Genomic DNA, 19791 nt, shown 5'->3' with positions numbered 1-19791 from the left:
ACCGAGCGTCCCGGATACCGCGCCTCCCGGACCGGCCCCGACCGCGTTACAGTCCCTGCGGCCCCTCCGAGCGCAGGTCGTCGACCTTGCGCATCGCGACGCGCAGTTCCTCCAGCCACGCTTCCGCATGCTTGCCGGCCAGTTTCACCGTCCAGGCCAGCGCGTCGGCGCGGGAACGGGCCACGCCCGCGTCGACCAGGGTGTCGAGCACCTTGCGTTCCGGCTGGCGCAGCCTGGTCATGACGGGAACGGCCAGGTGGGTGAACATGATCCGTTCCCCGTCCACCGCGACACCCCAGGCGACGCTGCGCTGGTAGCGGTGCTGCGCTTCGTTCGCGATCTGCATGCGAGCCGGGCGGGTGGACTCGCGGAACCGGGCCACCGCGCCCTCTTTGGTCGCGCGCGGTACTTCGTCGGTCTGCGCGTCGGCGTCGTCGGCTTCCGGCTTCTCCGGCTGCGGGAGGGGCAGCTCACCGATGACGACGATCTCGTCCCGGTCCACCTCGATGACCGGAGGGCCGACGAACCAGTCGCTGGGCAATCTTCCGGCGAACCAATCGGGCACGTCCGCGGGATCCGGCAGGTCGGCCTGCTGCCAGCCGCCCGGTCGTCCGAAACCGCGGCCCCGATGTGCGTTTCTCATGGCGGGTCACCTACTTACTGTGGTGTGTTGCTTTACTGATTACAAGATTACTTGGTAAATCCGCACGCGGGTTCCGCTCTGTGCGAACGGGGGTCGCATGCTTCGAATCGGGGCAAATGGGGTATTTATTGATTCGAAACGTCTGGTGCGGCGGTAACCGCGCAACTTTTCGCGGAGGCCGGTACGGTAGCGGCGCCGGTTGCCTTCCCGCGGCTGGACGATGATCATGAAAGACCCCCCGAGATGCGAGATCCCGGGGCAAAATTGGGATGCTGAGCATGGGTAACGTCCGCGCTACGGAGGCATCGCGGTCTGGTCTTTTTCGGGTACGGTGGTCTTGTTACTGGAGTGACAAGAGTGAAGAGTGGGATGCATGGATGTGTGGGGATCCCGCCGCTTTCGCGTTCGAGCCGCAATGGCACTCATGGGGGTGGCATCGCTCGCACTCGCGATCGGGTCGTGTGGGATACACGAGAAGCAGAATGAAGCCGAGGTAGTCGTAGAGCGCTTCACGGATCTGCTCGACGATCAGGACTACGCCAAGGCGGCGGACCTGACGTCGTACCCCACTGCGGCTTCGGCAACTTTGAAGCAAATGTTCACCGGACTCCAGCCCGGCAAGGTCGACTACCGCAAGACCCAGTTCATCGGTCTGGACGCGCAATCCGGGATCTTCAGCATGGACGTCGAGTGGAGCTTCGGCGAGAAGAAGACCTGGAACTACAGCCTGCAGGGCACCGTGCGCAAGCTGGCCATCGGCTGGCGGATCTCCTGGGAGCCCGCGGTGGTGATGCCGCAGCTGGCGCACAACCGGACGGTCCGGTTGGTGCGGACCCTGCCGTCGCCGGCCCCGCGGGTCAACGACATCGTCGGTGAGCCGTTGATGACCGAGCAGATCATCAACGTCATCAAGCTCGATCCAGCGAAGTTGCCCGACCCGGTCGCCTCGACCAACGCACTGGCGACGGCCATCGAGCCGGTCGCACCCCTGATCACCGGGCCGGCGCTGATGCAGCAGCTGGCCACCTCGCAAGGCAAGCCGATCGTCGCGGTGAACTTGCGCGAGGGTGATTTCGCCATCCTGGAACCGCGGATGGCGCCGATTCCCGGCGTGGTGATGGAGAAGCAGCCGCGGCTGATCTCCGCCGACCGCAGGGTCTGGTCACCGATGCTGGACGCGTTGCGCAAGGTGCAGCAGGAAAGCCAGGAGGCGCACTCCGGGTGGGGTGTCCAGCTTTTCGAGCAGGACGGCCGGTTCATCACACAGCTCGCCGGGCAGCAGGGCCCGCCGGGACCGGACATCGCGGGCACCATGGACCAGCGCTTGCAGCGTGCCGCCGAGGACGCGGTGGTCAGCGTGGGCACACCCGCCTCGATCGTGGCGATCCAGCCGTCCAGCGGCGCGGTGGTCGCGGTCGCGCAGAACAGCTACGCCAGCGAGCATGGACCGGTGGCGTTCACCGGGTTGTATCCGGTAGGCGGCGCCATGGAGCTTTTCCGCATGGTCGCCGCATCGGCCAAAGGGAAGGCGCCGCAGGAGGTCTCGGTGCAGGACGCGGCCGAGGCGGCGACCGCCCTCGGCGTCGGCATCGACTTCAAGGTGCCCGGCTTGGACGAGGTGACCGGCCGGCTGACCATCGCGGGCCGTAGCGCCGAGCAGGTGGTCCAGGGCGCTGGTTCGGACGCGGTGCTGGCCAGCCCGTTCGGCATGGCGATCGCCGCGGCCACGATCGCGCGCGGCGCGGTGCCGCCGCCGATGGTCGAGGTTGCTCGACCGAGCACCACCGACGCCCAGCTCGCTCCGCTGAAGCCCGAGACCACCGATCGGCTGCGTGGCATGCTGCGCGACGCGACGAATGCGCCGGAACTGGCGAGCGTGCGACGCTACCGGGACGTCAACGCCTTCGCCGCGATCGCCGGGCGAGACGGATGGCTGATCGGGGCGATGGGCGATCTGGTCTTCGCTGTCCACATCAAAGACGTGGACAGCAGGGACGCGACCCCACGAATGGCGGCCAGGATGTTACAGGCGCTGGCGACCCCGGAGCCGTGACCGGGTCAGGGCTTTGAACACCGCGCGCCAGCCGAGCAGGAAGAGCGCGAGCACGATGCCTGCGACCAGCACGAAACTGACCGCCGTGCCCTGACCGCTGACCACGCGCAGCAGCATGCCGCCGACGAGTGTGCTGACCCAGACCGCGATTCCGGTGGGCCACAGGGCAGTACCGTCGAACTCTGCGGCGCCGGCCGTGCGCCGCCATCGGCTGGACGCGACGATGAGCCAGCCCGCGGCCAGCCCGGTGGCGAACGGCCAGAGGGTGCGCAGGAGCCCGGCGAGCACCGCCTCATCGTGGCTGCGCCTTCCGATCGCGCAGAAGACGATGACCAGCAGCGCGTCCGTGACCAGCGGCAGCAGTTTCCTCACGTGGGCAAGCGTAGTGGGGCGACGGGATGCGGGGTCACGGCCCAGGCACGCCATCGGCCGCCGCTCACAGCCGCCGTTGCTCGAATTCCTTTTCGAACTCCGCGTCTTCGGCCTGCGGTCGCCGGAACAGGAACAGGAATACGATCCAGCCGACGATGGCGACCAGGACGAAGCTCACCACCCGGTAGACGAACGCCGCGGCGACCGCCTGCGCGGCGGGCAGACCCGCGGCGACGGTGAGGCCGTAGATCAGTGTCGCGTCGACGTAGACGATGCCGCCGGGCGCGAACGGGATGGACCCGACCACCTTGCCGACCGCGAACGCGAGCAGCAGCCCCGCGATACGCGGGTCGGCGCCGACCGCGTAACAGGCCGCACCGAGGCAGGCCACATCGGCGAAGCGATGGACCAGCGCCCACACCGCGACCAGAACGCCGTCGCGCTTGCCGAGGTCTACCGACTCCAGCTGGTCGAGCACGTCGGCGATCTTGTTCGCGCCTCGGTCCTTCGGGCGCTTGCGCAGCCGGTTGACCAGCGCGAGCTGTCTCCGCAACAGCGCTTCGAGCGAACCGGGATTGCGTGAGACGTAATTGCCCGCCCATACCAGCGCGACGATGGCGGCCAGCGAAAGGATCAGGTTGAATGGGCCGACGTTCCCGCCTGCCAGCAGCGTGCCGCCGACGCCGAGCAGCGCGAGTCCCAGCGCCGCGACCACACCGGAGAACACCAGCTGCCAGGAGGCGACGATCGGACTCGCGCCCCAGCGCCTGGTCTGCCGGTAGGTGAAGGCGGTGGAGAACACCTGGCCCGCGGGCAGGCTGACCGACATCGCGGTCGCCCCGTAGACAACCGCGACGGATTTCCGCTGACTCACCGCGACCCCGCCCGCGTTGAGCAGCTGCTTCTGCACTCTGGCGAAACCGCTCATCGACACCGCCTGCAGCCAGATCGCGACCGCGAGCCAGCCCCAGTGAATTTCGGTGAGTTTGCGCCACGATTCGTGCAGGCGCGGCCAGAGATACACGCCCTCGGCGATCAGCAAGGCCAGCAGGGCGGCGCCGAGCACCCATTTCAGCCACCGGAGTTTGCGACGGCGGGAATCCGCCGCGGGCGGCGGCGCAGGTTCTCCTGCCAGTTCCCCGTTGGCCGTCACGCGGTCAGCCTAACGAACGCGCCGTTTCGACGTCGGTACCCCCGGGCGCGTCGTCCCATTCCCGTGGCCAGGCCAACAGCGTTTTTCTGCGCCTGCCGCGCAGCTGTACCTCGTCGCCGGTTTCCCATCGGTCCTGCTCGCTTCCCTCGGCGAAATACAGCGCGCTGCCCGACGCCAGTGTCCGGCCGGGCCGTTCTTTGGCCAATTCGGTGAGCCGGGACGCCTCGTTGACCGGATCTCCGATCACCGTGTATTCGAAACGGTTCGCGGCGCCGATATTCCCGGCGACGGCGAGACCCGCCGAAACGCCGATTCCGATGTCGAGACCGGGCACTTCCCGCAGGGTTTCGCGCAGTTCGCGCGCGGCGGCCATGGCTGCGGTCGGTGCGTCCGGGCGGTCCAGCGGCGCGCCGAAGATGGCCAGCGCCGCATCGCCGACGAATTTGTTCACGAACCCGTGGTGGCGGTCGATCACGTCGACCACGATGCGGAAGAACTCGTTGAGCAGGCTCACTACCTCGGTGGGCGGGCGCTCGGCCGCCGTCGCGGTCGAGCCGACCATATCGACGAACAGCACCGCGACGAACCGGGTCTCGCCGCCGAGTTCGGTGCCGTAGTCCAGCGCGCGCTGCGCCACGTCCTCGCCTACGTGCTGGCCGAACAGTTCTTGCAGCTGGCGGCGCTTGGCGGCCTCGCCCATCATCCGGTTGAAGCCGACCTGCAGCAGCCCGATCTCGCTGCCGTCGAAGACCTCCACCTGGACGTCGCGCGCGCCCGCCTGCACCTGGTCGATCGCCTGGCTGAGCTGGCGTATCGGGTCGGAAATGCTGGAGCCGGTGAGCATGGACAGCGCGAGAGCCTGCATGATCACCACGCCGCACAGCAGCAGGATGGAGATGGCCAGTGACTGTGCGGAGAACTTCACATCCGAGGAGATCTGGGTGACACACAGCAGCACGATGGCGATAGTGGGCGCGAATGTGCCCATGCCCCAGGTCATCGCCATTCTGGTGCCGACGCCGGGGGTGAGGGTGTGGTCGAAGGTCCCTTCGGTCAACGCCTGGGCCGCGACCGGACGCAGGATGCGTTCGCCCAGCATGTAGGTGAAGCCGAACACGATGGTCGCGGCCATGCATTCGGTGACGATGACCGCGCCCGCCAGCGCGGGGGTGTCCCGGATGATCAGCGCGGCCAGGACGGCTCCGCCGATCAGCCACAGCGCGAGATGCAGGATCGCCTGGCGCAGCGGGGCATGCAGCGCGGCCATCTGCTCCTGGCGGCTCGGCGGACCGCCGCGCACCTGCCAGCGCATCACCGGACGCAACATCAGGGCGGAAGCGGCCATGCTGAGCAGGCCGCCGGTCAGGAAGACCAGGGCCGGGATCAGCAGGCCGGTGCGCCTGACACCGGAGGGCTCACCCTCCGGGACGGGTAGCCCGTACTGGATGAACGCCCATACCAGCACCGCGCCGAAAGCGTTCGCCAGCAGCATCGATGTCAGGTACAGCGGCCAGCGCGTTCGCATGGTCTGTTTGACCGCTTCCAAGGGCGCCGACACGAGGACCAATCTAGCGTTTCGCTCGGTCGGCGTGTCCGGGGTGCCGAGGGCCGCCGCGCGGGCTGAAGACGGACTGCGTCCGACCGTGCCCATTAGGCTCACGGAGGTGACCGACCCGAAGTCAAGTCCAGCGCGGAAAATCGGCCTGTCGCGGCCTGCGGCGGACACAGTGCACCCGGTCGTGCGCGTCGCGGCGGAGTGGGGCTGGCGGCTGCTGGTGCTGTTCGCGCTGGTCATCGCGTTCACGGCGATCGTGCAGAAATTGGCCACGGTGGTCATTCCGCTCGCCATCGCGCTGCTCGCGGCGGCCCTGCTCGCGCCGCTGGTGGACTGGATGCAGCGGCTCGGCGTGCCGCGGGCGGTCGGTGTCTTCGTCGCGCTGGCCGGGTCCCTCGGTGTGGTCGCGGGCATCATGACGTTCGTCGTCGAGCAGTTCGTCGCCGGTGTGCCGCAGTTGTCCGACAAATTCACCGACAGCATCCATCAGATCCAGGATTGGCTGATCAACGGACGGCTGCATCTGAGCAACGAGCAGATCCGCAGCGCGGGCGACGCCATCGTCAAGGCCATCCAGTCCAATCAGGCCAGCCTGACCAGCGGGGCGCTCACCACCGCGACCGTGATCGGCGAGCTGCTCACCGGCGCCTTCCTGACCTTGTTCATCCTGATCTTCTTCCTCTACGGCGGGGACCAGATCTGGGAGTTCGTCACCAGGATCGTGCCGACGGAGCACCGCGAGCGGGTGCGTACCGCAGGGCAACTCGGATTCGGCACGCTGGTCGGGTTCGTCCGCGCCACCGTGGTGGTCGCCGCGGTGGACGCCATCGGCATCGGCGCCGGATTGGCGATTCTCGGCGTGCCGCTGGCGCTTCCGCTTGCCTCGCTGGTGTTCATCGGCGCGTTCATCCCGATCATCGGCGCGTTTCTCGCCGGATTCATCGCGGTGTTCATCGCGCTGGTGACCCAGGGGCTGGTGACGGCCTTGATCGTGCTCGGCATCATCATCGCGGTGATGCAGCTCGAGGGCCATGTGCTGCAACCTCTGCTGCTCGGCCGGGCGGTCAGCATTCATCCCCTCGCCGTCGTGCTGGCCATCACCGCGGGCGTGGTGATCGGCGGCATAGCCGGGGGTCTGCTCGCGGTACCGTTCGTCGCGGTGATGAATACCGCGATCCGGTCGCTGCTCGAAGGCCCCGAGGAGCTGTTCGAGGAGCTACAGACCGGCGATGACCATCGCGGGCTGTATTCGGCCGAACCGGATCGACCCGAGCCCGGCCGGTTCGACGTGGCGGCGACGCTGGTCGAGGCGGCGCACCGGCAGGCGGCGGAGCGGAAAGCGGCCGAGCAGGAGACGGCGGGACCGACGGGCACCGAGCGGAAAGCTGCGCGGCAGAAGCCGGAATCCGAGGAGAGAACGGAATCCGATGATGGCGCGGCGCACACCTGAGCTGCGCTCGGCCGACGTGGCGACCACGCCGCTGTGGCGCGCCGCCCAGGCTCTGCGGCTGGTCACGCTGCTGTACGCGGTCGGTCAGCAGATCGCCTCGGTGCCCTACTACACCAACCAGCGGTTGAGCTGGGTGCTCATCGCGCTGATGGCCGTGTGGTCGGGGGCATCGGCGATCATGTTGTCGCAGTGGCAGTTCCCCGGCGTCGCCCGGTTGCGTACCTGGGTGGTGATCGGCGATCACGTGGTGGTGATCGGGCTGATGGCCGCCACCAGGCTGGTCGCCGACTACGGCTGGTACCACGGACACCAGACGCTGCCGACCACGCTGTGGGCTACCAACGCCGTGATCGGTGCGGCGATTCTGCGCGGACCGATCGCGGGCGTGCTGTCGGGTGCGTTGATCGCCGCGGTGTCGCTGACCGTGCGCGATCAGTGGGGCGAGGACGTGTGGGCGGATGCGACGGTGCCGGTGCTCGTCTCGGTGGGGCTGGCCTTGGGGCTGGCCGCAAACACCGCGACCCGCGCACAAGATCAACTGGAGCGCGCGGTCCGCCTGACCGCGTCCGCCGAAGAGCGCGAACGTCTTTCCCGTGAGGTGCACGACGGCGTGTTGCAGGTGCTCAGCTACATCAAGCGCCGTGGTCACGAGATCGGCGGCCGCACGGAGGAACTGGCGCAGCGCGCCGGCGAGCAGGAGGTCGCGCTGCGGGTGTTGATCTCCGAGCAGGCCGAGCACCGCGACGAAGGCGGAGCCGAGGTGGACCTGCGGCCGCTGCTGACCGCGCACTCCACGCCGAAGGTGTCGGTGTCGACCCCGGGTGATCCGGTGCAGGTCGGGCGCTGGGTAGCGAACGAGGTCGCGGCCGCCGTGGCCACGGCGCTGTCCAATGTGGAGCTGCACGCCGGTCCGGATGCGAAAGCCTACGTGCTGCTGGAGGACACCGGCGACGAACTGGTGATAAGTGTGCGCGACGACGGCGTCGGCATCCCGCCGGGCCGGTTGGCCGAGGCGGAAGCCGAAGGGCGGATGGGGGTGTCGCGGTCGATCGTCGGGCGGATCGCGGCGCTCGGCGGCAGCACGGACCTGCTCACCGAGATCGATGGTGGCGTCGGCTTCGGCACCGAATGGGAATTCCGGGTGCCGAGATGAGCGAGCGCGGCGAGGCGCGGGCATGAGGGAGGACGGGAGGCGCTGATGACGGACCAGCCGGCCGAGACCATTTCGGTGATGGTGGTGGACGATCACCCGATGTGGCGGGACGGTGTCTCCCGCGATCTCACCGAAGCCGGATTACACGTGACGGCCACGGCCGACGGCGTGAGCGCGGCAACCAGGCGAGCCGCGGCGGTGCGACCGGACGTGGTGCTGATGGACATGCAGTTCCCCGACGGCAACGGGGCCCAGGCCACCGCCGAGGTGTTGCGCGTTTCGCCGCGCAGCCGGGTGCTGGTGCTCTCGGCGTCGGCCGAGCGCGACGACGTGCTGGACGCGATCAAGGCCGGGGCCTCGGGATATCTGGTCAAGAGCGCGTCGGCGGCGGAGCTGATCGACGCCGTTCGCGCCACCGCCGCCGGTCAGGCAGTATTCACGCCCGGACTGGCGGGGCTGGTGCTCGGCGAGTACCGGCGCATGGCGACCGCGCCCGCGCAGCCACACGAGCCGCACCGTCCCGCCCTCACCGAGCGGGAGACCGAGGTGCTGCGGATGGTGGCGAAGGGGCTGTCCGCCAAGCAGATCGCGGCGCGGCTGGGCCTGAGCCATCGCACGGTGGAGAACCATGTGCAGGCCACGCTGCGCAAACTGCAGTTGGCCAACCGGGTCGAATTGACTCGCTACGCCATTGAACAGGGGCTCGAGTAGTCCAGCGGATGCCGGGAATCGGGGATCGCCCTGATGCGGGCATGGCCGCGTGCTCGGTAACCTCGATTGCATGGGTGGCCCCGAATCGGTATCCAAAGCGGTCGGCTCCGGTGGCGAGAACCCGGCAGCGTCCACGGTGGGCGACCGGGAACTGCGGGTGTCGGACGCGGAGCGCGAACACGTCGGACAGCTCTTGCAGCGCGCGGTCGGCCTGGGCATGCTCTCGCTCGGCGAGTTCACCGAACGGATGGACACCGCGCTGGCGGCGAAGACACGCGGGGAGCTGAACGCCGTGCTCATCGACCTGCCCGGCGTCCGCCTGATCGGTCAGCCCGCCGCGCCGCCGTCGACCTTCGTGAACTCCTCGCCTGCCTTCGTCAAGCCGGCCCCGCCGGTTCCCGGCCCGAATACCGCGGGCAACGTGATCCGAGCGCGGATGTCCGCGGTGAATCGCCGCGGCCCGTGGCAGGTGGCGCCCACGCTGTATCTGAACAACTGGATGTCCGGGGTGACCCTGGACTTCACCGAGGCGATCATGTCGACTCAGGTGGTCGAGGTGCGCGTCGACGACTTCTTGGGTTCGGTCACGCTGATCGTGCCCGCCGAGGCCACCGTCGACCTGAACCCGCTGGAACTCATCGGTTCGAGCGTGCAAAACAAGGTCCGCACCGGACCGCCGCACGGCCCGCTGCACCTGGTGGTGCACGGCCGGATGCGGTGGGGATCGGTCACCGCCAAACATCCGTTCATGGCGCAGTGGCGCCGGTTGATGGGACGGTGAGCCGAATGCGGATCGGGGAGCTCGCCGAGCGCACCGGCGTCAGCGAGCGCTCGCTGCGCTACTACGAGCAGCGGGGCTTGCTGGCGTCCGAGCGCACGCCCGGCGGCCATCGCGACTTTCCGGAGCGGGCGGTGGACCGGGTCATTCACATTCAGGAACTGCTCGCGGCGGGCCTGACCAGCACGAAGATCGCGCGGATCCTGCCGTGCATGCGGGATGCGGACGGCGGCCCCAATGAGTACGCCACTCCGGCGCTCGCGGCCGAGTTGCACACCGAGCGGGAGCGGATCACCCGCACGATCAATGATCTCGTGCGATCGCGCGAGGTGCTGGACGAGGTGATCGACCGGGCGGCCGAGCGTCCGGCGGTCTAGGTGTTGACCCCGATGCGGCGGGCGAACGCGCGCAGCGGCACCCGCCGGTCCTGGTCGAGCAGTTCGGACACGATATGCCGGGGCAGCGTCTGATATTTCAGCCAGTCCGCTCCGCCCACCCGCTCCGCGGTCAGCAGTGCGTCCAGCGCGCGCTGGTGCCGGCCGGTGCGGGTCAGCGCTACCGCGGTGTCGGCCAGGTGGCGGGCCCGCGATGCCTGCGGAAGACTGCCGTTGACCGGCATTTCCTTGGCGGCGGCCAGCGCCTCCGGGTAGCGCTCCGAGGAGACGTTCACGTCGACCGTCTGCATGACCACTTGCGAAGGGCCGAAATAGGTCTCGTAATCCTGGCGATCTCCGCCGATCCGCAGCGCGACCTCGCTCGCGGTCTGGACCAGCGACAAAGCGCCGTGCACGTCCTGCGCCCGGCCCGCGGCGGTCGCGCCCTGCAACACCAGTGAGCCGTAGGCGGACAGATGGGCAGGCGCGACCTCGCCGGAGGGCTCCAGGTTCGCCGCCGCGTTCAATGCGACGCCGCGTGACTCGTCGTAGCGGCCCTGCACCAGCAGCTGCCAGGCCACCGAGCCGCGGATGGTGGCCAGCAGCAGTTGGTCGTTGCCCAGCTCGGCCGTGGTGAGTGCCTGGCGGATCGCCAGGAACGCGGGATCGGTCTGGCCGAGATGCACCAGGGTGCAGCCGGTTACCCAGTACATCCTGGCCAGCAACTCGTTGGCGGGGGCGACCGAGCCGTTGCGGGCCGCGTGTACGGTAGCGCGTAGCTGGGTCAGTCCCGGGGGAAGGATGGAGGTCAGCAGCTCGTAGCGGCCCGACCAGTAAGCGCCCCAGGCGTACTCGACCGCTCGGCGACCGTCGTCGAGGCTGACCGCCTCTTCCTCCTTGGTCTCGCCGAGCAGGTCGTCGACCGGAGTCAGCGCGCGGCGAATGGCGACGATGCCCGCGTCCGGGTTGGCGGACGGCACGCCGTGACGTTTGCCGATGAGGTCGGCGATGTCCACATCCAGGGCGCGCGCGATCTTCTGCAAGCTGGCGATCGAGGCAGTCTGGCGGCCGCCCTGCTCGAGCTTGCGCACCAGATCCACACTGACCCCGGCCTGATCGGCGAGCTGGCGCTGGGTGAGCGCCTTGCCGCGGAACTGGCGGATCCGAACTCCGATCGACGATTCGTCCATGTACCCAAGTCCTTTTGTTAAATCTGGGTTTCAGAGTACGACGCTATGCCATCGAACTCGACCTAAGTGGGACATTGCGTACGACTCGTTGGCTGCTGGTTGGAATACCGTTGCCTTTCTGCAACTTTGACAGCAAAGGGCGGCGGCAATGATCACCATGCCGAACACCACCGTTGAGGCCGGGCGCGCCGATCGCGCGTACGGGCTCGGTGTACAGACCACGCGACCGGCGCGCTACAGCATCACCCCATCGGCACGCCTCCTCAGCGCCCTACCCGCGTGCACCCGAGCGCGGGTACACGACCAGCCCGAGTTGCTACGCCGAAAGTCCGCCGTTCTGGGTGGATCCGGCTTCTACGGGGCGGGGTAGGGCCATGTTCGAGCGCTGTCTTTCTCCCCACGACGTCGCGCACCTGCTGCGGCATACATACGGGCTGCCGGTTCAGCTTCTCGCCGGACGCCCGATGATCACCACCGGCTCCATTCTCGGCGCGATCGTCATGCCGCCGGAACTGGGCCGAAAGGTGCTGACCCAGCTGGAACGCAACCACACCGCACCCGTGGTCGCCGATCCGGGCGAACGCAACTGGACCTTCCTGGTCGCTCCGCCGAGCCCGGCTCGGCCCGTGGATGTCCCGATCCGGCGCGGCCTCGCCGGCCACCAGGTCACCGTGGTTCCCGGCGGCCGGATCATCCTGCTTCCCAGCTCCGACTCACCGCTCGGCTGGCACTGGGCCGGCGAGCCCGCGCCCGGCGTCCTTCGGATGCCGCCTCGTAGCGCGGTGATCGACGCCGTGCACGAGGTCATCGGCCTGCGAGCCTACTGACCATCTGGCGCGGACCGGCCCTCACTCGACTGCCCGGGTGGGGGCCGGTCGTGTTCGCGGGAGGTGGTGCGTTCTCGCTACCGGCGATCCGGTAGATCTGCGGCTGCCACTGTCTTCGCTCGGCGCGGCTGGAGACAGACTTTGTGCGGCTGCGCTCTTTACCGGCTGTCTACAGGGGTTATTACTCATGCTCGCGCGCCTGTTGGGAAGCAGCATGAAGTCATGACAACCTCTATCGATCCGGCGCTGCTCGCGCGGCTCTCCGGCGAGTTCACCACGCTGGGGACGCGGCTGGGTGTGCTCGGGCGTGATCTGGAGCTGCTGCGCGAGCAGGTCGTCGCGGATGCTGCCGCAGTTCAGGGGGTTAGCGGGCAGCGGGGACGCACGCCATCTGGCGTCCCGGGAACAGTCGAGTCGCCGGAGCCTCCCGACACCTACTCGCGTGCGGCGCTGACCGGGCCGATGTACGGCCGACCCGGCCATCTCGCCCAGAGCGGTTCGATTGAGTGCGGGCCTGACGGTGCGGCGTCCGGAAAGCCTGGCGATCTGGCGCCGGGAGCGGCTGGCGATCTCGCTCAGCGGATGTCGGTGCGCGGGACCGGCGACCGGGTCAGCGGATTGATGCCCAGCTCGGCCGGGCATCCGGCATCTGGCGCGACCGGCCATCCGGCTGCTGGTGAGGTCGGCGGTCCGGAATCGGGTACGACCGATATGGCCGCCCAGACTGCGGCTTCGACGACGCCTGGTGCGCCCATGGCGGGGCCGCCGGCCACGCCGCCTTGGCCTGGTCCTTCTTCGGTGGCCGGCGCGCCGATTCCCGCGCCGCACCCCCCATACGCTTCGCCATTCGCCCCGCCACGCGGCGGGGCATGGGGTGGCGGCGCTCCTTGGCCGCCGAACGCGCTGGGGCCGATGCCGGGAGCCGCGCCGCCGCGTCCGCCGGTCCCACCGCGCGCGGCTGGGCCGCGAGTGCCGCACACGCCATGGTGGCAGCGCGACGGGGTGATCAGCCGGATCCTGGCGTTGGCGGGTGTCGCGGTGACGCTGATCGGCGTCGCGATGTTGCTGGTGCTGGCCGCGCAGGCGGGATTCTTCGGACCGGTGCCGAGGGTCGTTGCGGGCGGGGTGCTCTCGGCGGCGCTGGTGGGCGCGGGTGTGCGGGTCTTCGGCCAGACCGGCGGACGGGTCGGCGGTATCGCCTTGGCGGCCACCGGTATCGCCGGTGCTTACCTCGACGTAGTCGCGGTGACCGCGATCTACCACTGGCTGCATCCGGTGCTCGGCCTCGCGGTCGCCTTCGGCGTCGCCGCCGCGGGCGTAGGTCTCGCGATGCGGTGGCGGTCGCAGCCGTTGGCGGTGCTGGTGGTGCTAGCCGCGGCGGCGCTGTCGCCGGTGCTGACCACTCGGCTGGTGCTGCTGGCATTCTTGATCGTGTTGCAGGTGGCCTGCGTACCGGTGCAATGGGCGCGGAACTGGCCCTATCTGCACGTCGCGCGGACGATGCCCGCGGTACTGGCGACATTCGTATTCGTCGCCGGTGCGGTGCTCGGTACTCCGGCCGCGAGTGAGCGGGCCTGGTTGCTCGTCGCCGCGGCGGCGGTCGCGCTGGTCGGGCTCGCCGGGACGATCGTCGTCGTCCGGCATCGGCCCGCCGACCTCACCGCTTCGCTGACGATGGCGGCGGCGCCGGCCCCGATCCTGATCGCGCCAGGGATGTATGCGGAACGGCTCGACGCGGTGCTGGTGGCGTCGGTCACCGCCGCGGTGCTCTTGCTCGTCGCCGCGGTGCCCATGACGCCGAAGCTCGGCGCGTACCTGCGGATTCCGGGCCATACCGCCTTGGTCACCGCCGTGGCGGGTTCGATCGCCTTGCTCGAGGCGTGCGTCGGCGTTTCCGAGACGAAGACGCTACCGATCGCTCTGCTCATGGTGGCGCTGGCCTTTCTCGGTGTGGCGGGCCAGCAACGGTCCCGAGTCGCTGCGGGAATCGGGGCGGCCTTCGCCGTCCTCGGCGGATTCGCGCTGCTGAACGTCGCGGGCCCGGAAATCCTTGCTTCGCAGCATCGTTCGGAGGCGAACTTGGGCTCGGCGACCATGCTCGGCGCGGTGCTCGCCCTCGGGGTGGTGGCGGTGGCGTTGTGGTGCGCGCGACGGCTGCCCGGCATGGCGGCAGGCGGCGAGTGGCAGTGGATTGTCGCGAGCGCCGCGGGACTCTACGCGGTGACCGCGGCGACGGTGTCCATCGGCGTCGCGACCGGCACGCGGAACGGATTCCTCGTCGGCCACAGCGCCGCGACCATCCTGTGGATGGCCGCCGCCACCGCTGCCCTCCTGCTCGGACTCCGCAGGCTCGCCAGCGCACCCGCGGTCGCCAAACTCGCCCTCGGATCCGGGCTGCTGGTCACTGCGGCCGCTTTGGCCAAGCTGTTCCTCTTCGACCTGGCCACCCTGGACGGACTCGTCCGCGTCGCCGCGTTCCTGGTCGTCGGCATCCTGCTGCTCCTGGCCGGAACTCGCTACGCCCGCGCCTTCGCCGATGCGGAGACGGACAGCGATGCCGGTGACGAGGCGGTCCACTGAGACGTACGGCGTCGCGAGCGCGTGTGGCCGAGCCGCACGCCCCGGACCTCGGACTGCCACTCGCCGAGCGACATCCGACTGTCCTGGATGCCGCTGAAGAGGCCGGGCGATCCCGGCAGATAGCCGCCCGAACTGCCCCCGGATCGGATATGCGCGAGGCCGTCATTGCGCATCGTCGGCCGCAGGTGCCGGGGGCTTGCGGCGTACGACTGCGCGAGCACGCTCGCGACGTGCTGTGCCTGAATCGCTGGGGTGGCGCATTCCCAAGGGTGCAGCGGCCTTCCGGCTACCGGGCTCGGCCGTTCACTCACGTTCGCGGCGGCGCAGCAGTTCGTTCACGCTGACCGTGCGGCCCTCACTGTCATGATGGCGACCGTGACCCTGGTTCTGCCGGGCGCTCTGACGGCGGGAGGAGCGGAGTTCCGCCATCCAGTTCTCGATGCTGCTGCGGTTGGTGTCCGGGCCGTTGTCCGGGTCCGAGGACGGTTCGATCTCGGGTGCGCGGTGCGCGGGACCACCGGTCTCGCTCGGGGGGGTGGGCAACAATGGGCGGGGCTGCGAAGTGGGCTGATGCGGCAGGTCGAGGGATGCGGCCCGGGGGTCGGGCGGCATGGCGGGGTGGTGTGGCAAATCGACGGTCGGGTCCTGCGAAGTTCCCAGCAGCGGGTGCGCTTCCGGCGCTTGGGTCGGACGCGGCACCGGCGGCGTGACCGAGGGAACCGTGGGCCGCGGACTCCGTTCCGGAACGCCCACCGAGGGTGCGCCGACGTGCTGCCCATTCGAATCCTGCGGTACTTCCGCGGCTCGAGCCGGCCGAGATACAGCGGGTTCGTAAGGAATCGATGGCGAGGCCTGCGCCGGCGCGGTCGACGCGAGATGCGAAGCGTTCGGGATCTGCGCAATCCGCCGCGGGCGGATCGGGTCTCCCTGCGTGGGTGCGGAATTCGACGGTGGCGCAGGGCGCGTCCTGGTCGGATCGTGCGGTGCCGGCGCAGGAGGCGCCTGCGGTGTGGGCGCAGGCGGCCGTGTCCGATCGAACCGCTGCGTGGGCGCGTCGGCTTCGATCTCCGCGACAGTGCGCGGTTTGCGCCTGCGCGGCACCTTGTTGGCCGCGGCGATCGCGGGGATCTGCATGGTCACCGGGTCGGTGACCGGCGTGGTCTCGACCAAGTCGACGACATCGCCGCCGCCGGGACGTTCGTCATCGAGGATGGGTTCGCCGAGGCCGATCTTCTGCTGGACTTTCTTCATCCAAGTAGGGGCCCACCAGCAGTCGTCGCCGAGCAGCTTCATCGTGGCGGGCACCAGCAGCATGCGCAGGATGGTCGCGTCGATGAACAGCGCCGCGATCAGCCCGTAGGCGATGTACTGCATCATCACCAGGTCGGAGAACGCGAACGCGCCGACCACGACGAGCAGGATGAGCGCGGCCGCGGTGATGATGCGTCCGGTGTGCGCGGTGCCCGCACGCACCGCCTCGGTGGTGGAGGCGCCCTGGGTGCGCGCCTCGACCATGCGGGACAGCAGGAAGACCTCGTAGTCGGTAGACAGGCCATAGATCACCGCGATGATGAGCACCAGCACCGGTGACATGATCGGCTGCGGCGTGAAGTTCAGCAGGCTCGCGCCGTTGCCGTCCACGAAGATCCAGGTCAGGATGCCGAGTGTGGACCCGAGGCCGAGCGCGCTCATGAGCGCGGCCTTGATCGGCAGTACCAGCGAGCCGAAGGTGAGGAACATCAGTAGCGTGGTCACGAACATGACCAGCGCGATCATCGCCGGCATGCGGTCGAGCAGCGCGTCGATGCTGTCCTTCTGGATCGTGGGCTGGCCGCCGACGTAGAGCTGGACGTTGTCGGGCACGTCGATCGAGCGCAGGTATTCGATGGTCGGATCGGCGTTTTCCGAATCCTCCAGCGTCGCGCTCGTTCGGTAGACGTCGGGTTGGCTGTTGGATCGGCTCGGCACGTCGAACTTGCCGGTGAGGCCGGGGGCCTCGCTGGCTTGCTTCCACACCTTGCCAACCGCGTTGCTGTCGTCGGAGACCATGACCAGCTGGACCGGATCGGTCTTCCTCAGTGGGAAGACCTCGTAGAACTCCTCCAGTGCCACGCGGGTCTTGTTGTCCGGCGGCAGGTATCGCTCGTTGATGCCGCCGAAGGCCAGGTTCTTCACCGGAATGATGAGCAGCAGCAGACCGATGCAGATCGGCACGGCGATCTTGAGTGGATGCTTCATCACCCACTGCGTGGTCTTGCCCCAGAAGCCGGTCTCGACTTCCTCCGCGGTCTTGGTCTTGGACTTGCGGAACGCCTTCAGGCCCAGCATGTCCACGCGCGGGCCGAGGACGGCGAGCATCGCGGGCAGGATGGTGATGGCGGTCAGCGCGGCCAGCGAGACCGTGGCGATGGTGCCGTAGGCCACCGATTTCAGGAAGCCCTGCGGGAACAGCAGCATGCCGCCGAGGCTGGCGATGATCATGGTCGCGGAGAACACCACGGTGCGGCCCGCTGTCATCACCGAGCGCCGGACCGCCGCACGGGTGTCGTAGCCCTCGGCCAGTTCCTCGCGGAACCGGCTGACGATGAACAGGCCGTAGTCGATGGCGAGGCCGAGGCCGATCATCGAGACGACGCCGGAGACGAACGAGTTCACCTCGGTGAACTTCGTCAGGAACATGATGATGCCGTTGGCGCCGATGACCGTGAGACCGCCGACCACCAGCGGCAGGCCCGCGGCGACCAGTCCACCGAAGATGAAGAACAGCAGCACCGCGACCGCCGGGATGGCGAGCATCTCCATGCGCTTTTGGTCGGCGGCCATGGTGTCATTGAGCGTGCCAGCGACCGCCTGCAAGCCGGTAACCTGGACGTCGACGCCCGGAATGTAGAAGACGTCCTTCACTTTCCGGAAGTTGCGCACCATCTCGGTGTCGTTGTCGCCGACGATGGCGATCGAGGCGAAGGTGTACTTCTTATCCTTTGAAGCAAAGAGCGAAGGAGATGCCTGCCCGGTCTCGGTCTGCCAGTAGGCGCCGTTGACCTCGGCGATCTCGTCCGGGTGTTCCTTGGGCAGCCGGTTGAGGTTGTCGACGATCTGCTGCCGGAACGCCGGGTCGTCGATCGTCTTGCCCTCGGGTGCGGTGTAGAGCACGATCACGTCGCTGCTGTGATCTCGCCCGAACGCCGCGTCCGAGATCCGCGCCGCCTCCGCCGATTCCGACGTCGGATCGTCCCATCCGCTGGAGCTGAGGTGATGTTCCAGGCCGAAGCCGTATCCACCCAATGCCAGGAGGGCCGCGCTGACCATGCCGATGATGGCGAAGCGCAGCCGGTAAGCCAGATCGCCCCAGCGTGTGAACACTAAGCGACTCCTTGCGCGGGGCGAGAGGTGAGCAGTGCCGACAGCGGCCGGAACGGCTGCAGCCAGGCACCCTCGTCGGGCAGCGATTCGAGGCTCACCCTGGGCAGTGGTTCACGGAACACGCCCGGAATGTCCTCGAGGTCTATGAATTCGAGGGTATCGGATGTGACGGCCCAACTCGCGTGCTCGCGGAAGCCGAGCACTTGCACCGGTATGCCCTTGGCGGCGAGTTCTTCCAGCGGTTCGCGAAAGGCCTGGCCGTCGGCCGAGGCGACCATGATGCCGGCCAAGCCGGCGCCCCGACTGCGTAATGCGATGTGCGCCAGCATGTCGGCGTCGACATCGGAGTCGTCGTCGATCTTGGGTTTGGCAAAAACCGCGTAGCCGACGTTGCGCAGCGCCTCCACCCACGGCCGCACGACGTCGGCGGTACCCGGCGCGATGTTGGTGAAGACGGTGGCCTCGGGTTCGACGCGATGCAGGTTGCCCACCGACAACTCGGCGGTTCTGGCCAGCAGCCAGCGGCCGAGGGCGTCGAAACGCGGGCGATAGGCGGCGGTCGGCCGCCCGCCCAGGATGGCGCCGAGGCCCATGTCGAGGTTCGGGGCGTCCCAGACCAGCAGGACCCGGCGCACGTCCGGCGTCGCGCCGCCCAAGCCCTCGGCTCCGCCTCCGTGCACCTCCCCGGCAACATCGACCACCTCGTGGGCCATCTCACTGACGCTCATTGGTCGATCTTCCCCCATATGAGCTCTGTGATGGCGCTACCGGCGCGATGTGCCTTGCCTTCGAATTTCGTGACGGGCCGTTCGAACCCGATCGGCGCGGTCGCCCTGTGCTGCGCGCTGACTCCGCCCGTGGTCTCGTTCAAACCCCTGAACAGCGGTTCCGCCATGCCGACCTGATGGATGTGTTCGGCGTAGCCGGCGTGGTCGGTGGCGACGTGCAGCACACCGCCCGGCTTCAGGCGGCTGGCGATCAGCTTCACTGTGGCGGGTTGCAGCAGCCGCCGCTTGTGGTGGCGCGCCTTCGGCCACGGGTCGGGAAAGAACACGCGGACGCCGGTCAGCGACTCTTCGGCAATCATGTTCTCCAGCACATCGACCGCGTCGCCGCGCAGCAGCCGGATGTTCTCGATCCCCTCGCGCTCGATGCGCTGCACCAGCTGCGCGAGGCCGGGCTGGTAGACCTCGATGCCGATCAGGTTCAGGTGCGGTTCGGCCTGCGCCATGGCAGCCGTCGCGGTACCCGTGCCGCAGCCGATCTCGATGACCAGCGGTGCGTCGCGGCCGAACCAGGCGGCCGCGTCCAGCGGCTCGTCGGCGACCTCGCGGCCGATCGTGGGCCACATCCGGTCCCAGGATTGCTGCTGGGTCGCGGTCAGTGCGCCCCTGCGCGACCGGAAACTGGTGACTCGTGGGTACAGGCGGGAGCCGGTCTTGTGCCGATGCCCGCCTTCGGCCGAAGCCGAAACTGTGGACGGCGGGCCCGGAACTGATTCGGCAGTATGGTTCGCGGCGTCGTTCACGGCGTCCATTGTCCAGCATCCGGCGATCTGTGCGGCAGGCGGTTGTGCACGGACGGCTGAG

The 19791-nt window shown here is 68.7% G+C and carries 16 protein-coding genes; 8 read left to right on the top strand and 8 right to left on the bottom strand.

Annotated elements, in window-relative coordinates:
* Positions 1-46 precede the first annotated feature (46 nt).
* Positions 47-643 carry a hypothetical protein gene (locus OHA40_RS14650; RefSeq protein ID WP_330233594.1) on the bottom strand — a complete coding sequence of 199 codons (597 nt, stop codon included), beginning with the start codon at positions 641-643 and terminating at the stop codon, positions 47-49.
* 424 nt (positions 644-1067) lie between these two features.
* Here OHA40_RS14650 and OHA40_RS14645 point away from each other — a divergent pair, with 424 nt between their 5' ends.
* Positions 1068-2696 (top strand): NTF2-like N-terminal transpeptidase domain-containing protein, encoded by a 1629-nt coding sequence (locus OHA40_RS14645; protein WP_330233593.1) that lies wholly within the window; start codon positions 1068-1070, stop codon positions 2694-2696.
* Here the strand turns inward: OHA40_RS14645 and OHA40_RS14640 are convergent.
* From OHA40_RS14640 to OHA40_RS14630, 3 genes are all read right to left on the bottom strand, one after another.
* On the bottom strand, positions 2667-3068 hold the full coding sequence (locus OHA40_RS14640) for a DUF3054 domain-containing protein (RefSeq protein ID WP_330233592.1): 402 nt from the start codon (positions 3066-3068) through the stop codon (positions 2667-2669). The two genes, OHA40_RS14645 and OHA40_RS14640, sit on opposite strands and share 30 nt — an antisense overlap.
* 64 nt (positions 3069-3132) lie before the next feature.
* Entirely contained in the window at positions 3133-4221 is a 1089-nt protein-coding gene (locus tag OHA40_RS14635) for a lysylphosphatidylglycerol synthase transmembrane domain-containing protein (RefSeq protein WP_330233591.1), read from the bottom strand.
* Positions 4222-4225: 4 nt separating this feature from the next.
* On the bottom strand, positions 4226-5746 hold the full coding sequence (locus OHA40_RS14630; protein WP_330234178.1) for an adenylate/guanylate cyclase domain-containing protein: 1521 nt from the start codon (positions 5744-5746) through the stop codon (positions 4226-4228).
* A 139-nt stretch (positions 5747-5885) separates the two neighbouring features.
* Between OHA40_RS14630 and OHA40_RS14625 the strand changes: the two genes are divergently transcribed.
* The 5 genes from OHA40_RS14625 (at position 5886) to OHA40_RS14605 (ending at position 10245) form a co-directional block, all read left to right on the top strand.
* Positions 5886-7226: an AI-2E family transporter gene (locus OHA40_RS14625; RefSeq protein WP_442944002.1), complete on the top strand. Its 1341-nt coding sequence runs from the start codon at positions 5886-5888 to the stop codon at positions 7224-7226.
* Complete coding sequence (gene macS / locus OHA40_RS14620; RefSeq protein ID WP_330234176.1) at positions 7207-8379, top strand: MacS family sensor histidine kinase; 1173 nt, start codon at positions 7207-7209, stop codon at positions 8377-8379. The genes OHA40_RS14625 and macS overlap by 20 nt, the downstream gene beginning before the upstream one ends.
* Positions 8380-8424: 45 nt before the next feature.
* Entirely contained in the window at positions 8425-9090 is a 666-nt protein-coding gene (locus OHA40_RS14615) for a response regulator transcription factor (RefSeq protein WP_330233590.1), read from the top strand.
* 136 nt (positions 9091-9226) lie between these two features.
* Positions 9227-9871 carry a DUF1707 SHOCT-like domain-containing protein gene (locus tag OHA40_RS14610; RefSeq protein ID WP_330234175.1) on the top strand — a complete coding sequence of 215 codons (645 nt, stop codon included), beginning with the start codon at positions 9227-9229 and terminating at the stop codon, positions 9869-9871.
* A 5-nt stretch (positions 9872-9876) separates the two neighbouring features.
* A complete protein-coding gene (locus OHA40_RS14605; protein ID WP_330233589.1) occupies positions 9877-10245 on the top strand; it encodes a MerR family transcriptional regulator in 369 nt (122 codons plus the stop codon).
* Here OHA40_RS14605 and OHA40_RS14600 read toward each other — a convergent pair.
* A complete protein-coding gene (locus OHA40_RS14600) occupies positions 10242-11432 on the bottom strand; it encodes a helix-turn-helix domain-containing protein (RefSeq protein ID WP_330233588.1) in 1191 nt (396 codons plus the stop codon). The two genes, OHA40_RS14605 and OHA40_RS14600, sit on opposite strands and share 4 nt — an antisense overlap.
* 374 nt (positions 11433-11806) lie before the next feature.
* On the opposite strand from OHA40_RS14600, the gene OHA40_RS14595 reads away from it, so the two are divergent.
* Positions 11807-12259 carry a hypothetical protein gene (locus OHA40_RS14595; protein WP_330233587.1) on the top strand — a complete coding sequence of 151 codons (453 nt, stop codon included), beginning with the start codon at positions 11807-11809 and terminating at the stop codon, positions 12257-12259.
* A gap of 222 nt (positions 12260-12481) precedes the next feature.
* Positions 12482-14839, top strand: coding sequence for a DUF2339 domain-containing protein (locus OHA40_RS14590; RefSeq protein ID WP_330233586.1), 2358 nt, complete (start codon positions 12482-12484; stop codon positions 14837-14839).
* A 303-nt stretch (positions 14840-15142) separates the two neighbouring features.
* Here the strand turns inward: OHA40_RS14590 and OHA40_RS14585 are convergent, their stop codons facing one another.
* Genes OHA40_RS14585 through trmB form a run of 3 tightly spaced genes read right to left on the bottom strand, consistent with a single transcriptional unit; the run spans position 15143 to position 19739 of the window.
* The gene (locus tag OHA40_RS14585; protein ID WP_330233585.1) at positions 15143-18202 is read right to left on the bottom strand and encodes an MMPL family transporter; all 3060 of its coding nucleotides are present in this window, start codon (positions 18200-18202) and stop codon (positions 15143-15145) included.
* Positions 18202-18930 carry an NYN domain-containing protein gene (locus OHA40_RS14580; protein ID WP_330233584.1) on the bottom strand — a complete coding sequence of 243 codons (729 nt, stop codon included), beginning with the start codon at positions 18928-18930 and terminating at the stop codon, positions 18202-18204. Before OHA40_RS14580 ends, OHA40_RS14585 begins: the two co-directional genes overlap by 1 nt.
* The gene (gene trmB, locus OHA40_RS14575) at positions 18927-19739 is read right to left on the bottom strand and encodes a tRNA (guanosine(46)-N7)-methyltransferase TrmB (protein WP_330233583.1); all 813 of its coding nucleotides are present in this window, start codon (positions 19737-19739) and stop codon (positions 18927-18929) included. The genes OHA40_RS14580 and trmB overlap by 4 nt, the downstream gene beginning before the upstream one ends.
* Positions 19740-19791: the final 52 nt, after the last annotated feature.

Source organism: Nocardia sp. NBC_00508 (assembly GCF_036346875.1).
Lineage (GTDB): Bacteria > Actinomycetota > Actinomycetes > Mycobacteriales > Mycobacteriaceae > Nocardia.
The sequence above is the reverse complement of the archived record's forward strand: the minus strand, read 5'-3'. Positions and strand labels throughout refer to the sequence as shown.